The 3,753-nt window shown below is 63.7% G+C and carries 2 protein-coding genes and 1 pseudogene; 1 reads left to right on the top strand and 2 read right to left on the bottom strand.

All coding sequences use genetic code 11. The features are described 5' to 3' along the window. Positions 1–666, bottom strand: a 666-nt coding sequence (locus EOA86_RS26300) for a dienelactone hydrolase family protein (protein WP_164891992.1), incomplete at its 3' end; no start/stop codon positions are given. A gap of 241 nt (positions 667–907) precedes the next feature. On the opposite strand from EOA86_RS26300, the gene EOA86_RS26305 reads away from it, so the two are divergent. Then, the gene (locus tag EOA86_RS26305) at positions 908–3,577 is read left to right on the top strand and encodes a UvrD-helicase domain-containing protein (RefSeq protein ID WP_128344364.1); all 2,670 of its coding nucleotides are present in this window, start codon (positions 908–910) and stop codon (positions 3,575–3,577) included. Between the two features lie 13 nt (positions 3,578–3,590). On the opposite strand, the pseudogene EOA86_RS41560 reads toward EOA86_RS26305, so the two are convergent. Beyond that, a pseudogene (locus EOA86_RS41560) lies at positions 3,591–3,753 on the bottom strand (ABC transporter permease); the annotation flags it as partial.

Here is a 3,753-nt window from a genome sequence, read left to right on the forward strand (position 1 = left end):
ATCGTCGGCCTTCGGCTGCATGCCGTAATAGGCGACAGCGGCAGCCAGATCCGGCGTGTTGGCAGCCAGCGTGTTCACCGTGCCGCCGCCCCAGCAGAAGCCGACCGCGCCGACCTTGCCGTTGCCATCCGCGTGTTCTTTGAGGAAAGCGACTGTTGCGACCGCATTGGCGCCGACCTGTGCCGGATCCAGCTTGGAAAACAGGTCACGCGTCCTGTTTTCATCGGCCGGCGTGCCGCCGAGCGGCGTCATGAAGTCCGGCGCAAGCGCCACGAAGCCTTCCAGCGCCACGCGCCGCGCCACATCGCGTATATGCGGGTTGAGTCCTCTGTTCTCATGCACGACAATGACCGTGCCGAGCTTGCCGGTCTGATCCGCTGGCTTGACCAGATAGCCCTTCATCTCGCCACCGCTGCCGGGATAGCTGATGTCCTCGCCTTTTACGCGAGGATCGTCGTCCGCGACGATTGCCGCCTGGGCCGAATTCGCCGCCAGCAGCGGCGCAATTGCGGCCGCCGCCGCACCTGATCCGGCAAGCCTGGTCAACTGTTCCATGAAGCGCCGCCGGTCGAGCGTCAGATGCGTGTATTCGTCATAGGCGTCTATCATCGCCTGGGTAATGGCGGGTCTCGTGACGGCTGGGCTGGCAGGGCTCGGTTTTGTCATGGCGCTCTCCTCGGCTTCGGGAAGTACTTCCGCCGCGCAACATAGGATAGAAGCCCTCATGGTCCAGTCACGGATGAGTGACGCCCTCCACAACGTCGGGTCGGCCTGCATTGGCTATGCCGGCGGCGGCACGTCCGCGTGCGGGGCCAGCTTGGAGATGTGTTGTAAGTTCCGGCCTTGATCGAGAACAAAACGGAGACACTTCTGGCCTTTCGCTGCCGAATCACTACATTCGGGGACAATGTCCGGCTTTTCGGAAGATATGCCATTTTTTGACGAACCGAACGCGCGGCCCGTGGCCCCGTCGGGCCTTGCTGCGCGTGCCATGGCTGCGCGCAGCGGCCACAACAATGCACCCGATTATCTGAACGGGCTCAATCCCGAGCAGCGGCTGGCGGTGGAAACCACCGAAGGCCCGGTTCTTGTGCTGGCCGGCGCCGGCACCGGCAAGACGCGCGTCCTGACTACCCGCATCGCTCACATCCTCGCCACCCGTAGGGCTTACCCCAGGGAAATCCTCGCCGTCACCTTCACCAACAAGGCCGCGCGCGAGATGAAGCAGCGCATCGGCCTGCTAATAGGCGAAGGCAATGTCGAAGGCATGCCGTGGCTCGGCACCTTCCACTCGATTGGAGTGAAGCTGCTTCGCCGCCACGCCGAACTTGCCGGGCTCAAATCCGACTTCACCATTCTCGACACCGACGATGTCGTGCGCCTGATCAAGCAGATCATCCAGGCCGAAGGGCTGGACGACAAGCGCTGGCCGGCCAAGCAGTTCGCCCAGATGATCGACAGCTGGAAGAACAAGGGGCTAGGGCCCGCCGACATTCCCGAGGGCGACGCCCGCGCCTTCGCCAACGGCAAGGGCCGCGAGCTCTACAAGGCCTACCAGGAGCGGCTGAAGACGCTGAACGCCTGCGACTTCGGCGATCTTCTCTGCCACCCGATCCGCATCTTCCGAGCCAATCCGGACGTGCTGAAGGAATATCACAAGCGCTTCAAATACATCCTCGTCGACGAGTATCAGGACACCAACACCGCCCAATACATGTGGCTGCGCCTGCTGGCGCAACGGCCGGATGCCGGACGTGCTTCAACGTCGACAGATCTGCGATCGGCCGAAGGCCGCAAGCCCGACCGGGCGCCCGAGCCGTTGCGAGGCCCGCGCGGAGGGCCCGCGCCGGCAGGCGCGGAACAGCCCGTGAGCGAAAACAAAGTAAATATTTGCTGCGTCGGCGACGACGACCAGTCGATCTATGGCTGGCGCGGGGCCGAGGTCGACAATATCCTGCGCTTCGACAAGGATTTCCCCGGCGCCAAGATCATCCGGCTGGAGCGCAACTACCGCTCCACCGCGCACATCCTCGGCACCGCCTCCCACCTCATCGCCCACAATGAGGGCCGCTTCGGCAAAACGCTGTTCACCGAAAAGGTCGCTGAGGACGACGAGAAAGTGCATGTCCACGCCGCCTGGGATTCCGAGGAAGAGGCCCGCGCCGTCGGCGAAACCATCGAAGCCTACCAGCGGCAGAAGCACAATCTCAACGATATGGCCATTCTTGTCCGCGCCTCCTTCCAGATGCGCGAGTTCGAGGACCGCTTCGTCACGCTCGGTCTCAACTATCGCGTCATCGGCGGCCCTCGCTTTTACGAGCGTCTCGAAATCCGCGATGCGCTAGCCTTCTTCCGCGTCGTCGCCCAAGGCGCCGACGACCTCGCCTTCGAGCGCATCGTCAACGTGCCGAAGCGCGGGTTGGGCGAAGCCACCATCCGCCAGATCCACGACACCGCCAGGGCGCTGCGCATCCCGATGCTGGAGGCTGCGGAAAAACTCGCCGAGAGCGACGAACTGAAGCCGAAGCCGCGCGCAGCATTGCGCGAAGTCGCCGCCAATTTCGAGCGCTGGCAGAAGGCGCTGGAGACCACGCCGCACACCGAGCTCGCCGAGACCATCCTGGAGGAGAGCGGCTACACCGACATGTGGAAGAACGACCGCTCGGCGGAAGCGCCCGGCCGGCTGGAAAACCTGAAAGAACTGATCCGCTCCATGGAGGAGTACGAATCGCTGCGCTCCTTCCTCGAACATGTCGCACTCGTGATGGACGCCGAGCAGAACGCCGAGCTCGACGCCGTCAACATCATGACGCTGCATTCGGCCAAGGGCCTCGAATTCGAGACGGTGTTCTTGCCTGGTTGGGAGGAAGGTCTTTTTCCACACCAGCGCGCGCTCGACGAGGGCGGCCGCTCCGGGCTCGAGGAAGAACGGCGGCTGGCCTATGTCGGGCTGACCCGCGCCAAGAAGAACCTGCATTTGTGGTTCGTCTCCAACCGCCGTATCCACGGCCTGTGGCAATCGACCATCCCGTCGCGCTTCCTCGAGGAATTGCCGGAAGCCCATGTCGAAGTCGCAGAGAGCGGCAACAGCTACGGTGGTTACGGCAATTCCTACGGCGGCGGTTCTTTTGCCCCGGGACGTGGTGGCCGGCAGAATCCCTATGGCGCGTCGCGCTTCGACAATGTGGGCGGCAATACAGGCGGCACTGAGAAATCCGGCGCCTTCTCCAGCACCTATGCGACGCCGGGCTGGCAGCGCGCACAACAGAACCGCACTGAGGCGACCGACCGCAACTGGGGCTCGCGTTCCGGCCACCAGGTCGAGCGCATCGGCTATGGCGAAACCGACAGTGGCTATGGCGCCGGCCGCACCTCGATCAAGGGCCGCACCATCGACGGCGAGCTGGTCGCCAAATCCGTCGCCGACAAGCCGTCGGCCTTCAATGTCGGCGACCGCGTCTTCCACCAGAAATTCGGCAACGGCAATATTTCGGCCATCGAAGGCAACAAGCTGACCATCGACTTCGACAAGGCCGGCCAGAAACGTGTGCTGGACGGGTTTGTCACGGGGGTGTGAGCGTCGGTCCCGTTCAGCGATACCGCGCCTGGTTCCATTTGTGGCCGAGCAGCGACAGGATGATGATCAGCCCGTTGAAGAACTGGACGTAGAAGCCGCTCAGGCCCGCCGCGACGACGCCGGTCTGGATGAACGACACGGTGACCGCGCCAATCGCACCGCCGACGACCGCTGTC

The organism is Mesorhizobium sp. M5C.F.Ca.IN.020.32.2.1, from assembly GCF_004023105.1.
Classification (GTDB): domain Bacteria; phylum Pseudomonadota; class Alphaproteobacteria; order Rhizobiales; family Rhizobiaceae; genus Mesorhizobium; species Mesorhizobium wenxiniae.